Here is a 3,487-nt window from a genome sequence, read left to right on the forward strand (position 1 = left end):
CACACGGCCGTCCGGGGTGCGGACGGTGACGTCCGCGCCGATCACCGGGGAGCCGGTGGCGGCGTCGCCGGCCGGCGGCCGGTTCAGCTTCAGGGACAGCTGCGATCCGGTGCCGGGGCTGTCGTTGCGGTAGAACACCGGCGCGTCCCACTGCCGGGCCACCGCCATGTCCAGCCGGCCGTCGCCGTCGGCGTCGCCGAGCGCGATGCCCCGGGTCGGGATGGGCACCGCCAGGCCGAGCTGGCCGGCGATGTCGGCGTAGGCGCCGCCGGGCATCCGGGCGTGCAGGCGCAGCGGCTGCCCGCCGGCGATGTCGTCGCCCTGCCGGACCCGTGGCCACGCCGAGGTGTGCTCCAGCAGCGTGTCGTTGGCGGTGGCCAGCTCCTGCAGCTGCGCCCACCGGTTCACCTCGCCCTTGACGAAGCCGCTGGTCTGCACGATGTCGGGCCGGCCGCTGTTGGTCAGGTCGGCGATCTTGACGTCCCAGCTCCAGCCGCTCCAGGCGAGGTTGAGCGGGGCGCTGCGGTCGACGAACGGCGCCCGCCCGTCGGCGAGCCGCTGCCGCAGGTCGTCGGTGTCCCGGGCCTGGTTGACGAAGGCGAAGTTGCTCTCCTGGATGCCGAACGAGGTGGTGATGTTGCCGACGTACATGTCGTAGAGGCCGTCGCCGTCCAGGTCGCCGACGTCCACGCCCATGCCCTTGAAGGAGTCGTGCCCGAGGATCTTCGACTTGGGCACGGTGAGCCGGCTGCCCTCGCCCTCGACCAGGGCCAGCCGCACCCGGCCCGGCGTGGAGCGGTTGTGCAGCAGCCGGTCGGGGCCGAAGTCGTTCGCCACGTACAGCTCGGGCAGCAGGTCGCCGTCGAGGTCGGTGGCGGTCGACGCGAGTGCCCAGCCGCGGGAGACGTCGTCGTCGAAGAGGTCCGGCACGTCGGCGAAGGTGACGCTGTCGGCGGTCGCGCCGGTCCAGCGCAGGACATGGTCGCGCCCGCCGTTGTACGCGGCCGACATGGACCTGTTCATCGCCACGCCGCCGCTGACCGTGTGGTCGAGCACCGGGCCGTCGGGGAAGTAGTTGCCGACGAACACGTCCTCGTGACCGTCGCCGTCGAAGTCCGCCACGCTCACCGTGTTGGTGTTCCACCGCGGCCCGGTGTAGCCGCCGTCGGCGGCGGCGGGCCGGGGGACCAGCTCGACCGGCTGGAACGCCGCCGCGGACAGACCGGTGGCGTCCGGGCGGGCCAGGAAGATCACCGGTGTCCGGCCCCACCAGTAGACCAGCAGGTCGGTGCGGCCGTCCTCGTTGAAATCGCCGGGCGCGCAGCCCATCGGCGCCATGTGCGGCCCCATCGGCAGCGGCGCCGGGTCGAGCACGAACGGCTGGTACCGCTCCTGGCGCGCCCCGGGCGTCGGCGTGACCACCACCCGGTCGATCCGCGGGTCGGTGACGCAGAGGTCGTTGGCCAGGCCGTCGCCGTCGATGTCGTTCATGGCGACCCCGGCGCCCACCGACGAGATCCACGCGTCGATGTGCGTGTACTCCTTGTTGACCCGGCGGATGCTCTGCTGCGGCAGACCACCCGGGATCGCGATCGACAGCGGCGTGAACCGGTAGCCCGCGGCCACCCGTCGCCGTTCCTCGTCGGTAGCAGTGGCCGGCTCGGCGATCAGGAACAGGCCGACGATCAGCAGCAGGGCGGTCAGCCCGGCGAGATGACGTCGGCCCCAACCCAGGATCATGGACACCCGGTCAGCACCTCCCCAGCAGTACGAGATGGTCGGCGATCCGCTGACGCCACACCGCGAAGGCGGGCAGCGACGCCGAGTCGGTCAGATCGGTCAGGGCGGCATCGGTGATCGCGGCGGCCTGCTCGATGCTGGTGACGCAGAACGCGCCGACCGCGACAGCGGTGTGCGTCGGCACGTGTCCGGCCCGCATCCGGGCCTTGGCCGCGAACGCGGCGCCCTGGCCGAGCGCCGCCCGGTGCTCGCCGGCCGCCTCGCGCAGCGTTCGCAGTTCCGTCAGATCGGCGCCACCGGCGTAGCTGGCGGCCAGGCCGACCCCGCTCCACAGGTCGGAGTGCCGGTCGGCGGGGAACCGGTGGAGCAGCCGGACCAGTTCGGCCGGGTCGGCGCCGGCGACGAACCACAGCGCCCGGCCGATGCCCTGGTCCACCGCGTGCGGCGCGTAGTGCCGCAGCTCCGCCGGCCAGATGTGCGCCGGGTCGCGGTGCCGTGCGTGGACGTACCGGCCAGTGTGGAAGTAGGCCTGGTGGAAGCCGTAGCCGTCGAGGGCGAGCCAGCGCAGCAGCGGGTCGGGCGGGAGGATCGCCGGCCGGCGCCAGCGGGGCAGCCGGGCCATGGCCCAGCCGGCGCCCACGTGGGCCATGTAGACGTGCGCGTCGCCGCGCCCGGCCAGGAACCGCGCCATGCCCCGGCCGCCGCCGGGGCGGAGGCCGTCCATCAGGGCGTACGCCATCGCGGCGCCCTCGTAGGCGAAGCCGCGCAGCGGCGCCGGCCGGCTTTCCAGCAGTTCCTCGGCGGCCCGGGGCTCCGGCGCCCCGGCGGCGTCACCGAAACCGCCGATGAAACTCTGCCCGGCGCTTTCCAGGGCCTGCCGCGCGGAGTCGTTCTTGACATGGAAGCCGCGTGTGTCAAACAACGCCTCGCGCTTATCCGGCGTCAGGATTCGTTGTCGCAGTGCCAACAATATTCGGGCCATGGCAAGTCCAATTCGCCGTGGGTGTACGCGTGCGGATCCTGCTCGCCTGCAGAGAAGTTCTTCGATTGGCGTGCCCGCTCTGGCCAATACTCGCGGAACGCCTCGGCGACTGTCTTCTCGCAGGTTGCTGTGTTGCCTCAGGTGACCGTCGGCACCGCTTCGGCGGGCGCGTGAAGCCGGGTGCGCGCAAGCCTGGAAGTGGGTCCCGCACCGGCTCCGGCCAGCACGTATCGCCTGCCGCCGAGGGCGCCGGAGCGGCCCGCGTGCGGCAAATCAAGACTCGTTCAAGAGCCGCACAGCACTATTGGTCACGGTTTCCGGGTAGCGATGGAGGGGCCATGGGGCAGTTTTCAGGTGCCGACTGCAAGGAACATGACGGCCGGTCGGCCGCCATTGTCCGGGTGATTGAGCACATGAAAAGAGAGCTCGGCAGGCCGTTGCCGCTGGAAACGCTGGCGCGCCTTGCCCCGTTCAGCCCCTTCTATTTCCATCGCGTGTTCAAGCAGGCCACCTCGATGACACCGGCACGTTTCCTGGCCGCCCTGCGGATGGCCGAGGCGCGGCGGCTGCTGCTGCGTTCCTCGCTCACCGTCACGGCGATCAGCGCCCAGGTCGGGTACTCCAGCGTCGGCACGTTCACCACCCAGTTCCGGCGCTGGGTGAGTTTGCCCCCGGAGCGGTTCCGCCAGCTCGCCCGGCAGTTGGCGGGCGTGTCGGTGGCGGCGCTGCTGCCGGTGATCCGCAGCCGCGCGATAGTCGCCGGCC

Annotated in this window: 3 protein-coding genes; 1 reads left to right on the forward strand and 2 read right to left on the reverse strand. The window is 71.9% G+C overall.

Annotation, left to right across the window (positions count from 1 at the left end; all coding sequences use genetic code 11):
- The coding region (locus KBX39_RS26615; RefSeq protein WP_312247492.1) for a VCBS repeat-containing protein at positions 1-1,746 on the reverse strand (1,746 nt) is incomplete at its 3' end.
- Positions 1,747-1,750: 4 nt separating this feature from the next.
- A complete protein-coding gene (locus KBX39_RS26620; RefSeq protein WP_210873085.1) occupies positions 1,751-2,722 on the reverse strand; it encodes a DUF1702 family protein in 972 nt (323 codons plus the stop codon).
- A gap of 338 nt (positions 2,723-3,060) precedes the next feature.
- Here KBX39_RS26620 and KBX39_RS26625 point away from each other — a divergent pair.
- Positions 3,061-3,487: helix-turn-helix domain-containing protein (locus KBX39_RS26625; protein WP_247660625.1), on the forward strand; the 427-nt coding region annotated here is incomplete at its 3' end.

The organism is Micromonospora sp. D75, assembly GCF_018070405.1.
GTDB classification, from domain to species: Bacteria; Actinomycetota; Actinomycetes; order Mycobacteriales; family Micromonosporaceae; genus Micromonospora; species Micromonospora chalcea.

Bases quoted from the DNA above. Each gene is read 5' to 3' on its own strand.
- KBX39_RS26620 (WP_210873085.1), bottom strand. From the start codon at position 2,722: ATGGCCCGAATATTGTTGGCACTGCGACAACGAATCCTGACGCCGGAT.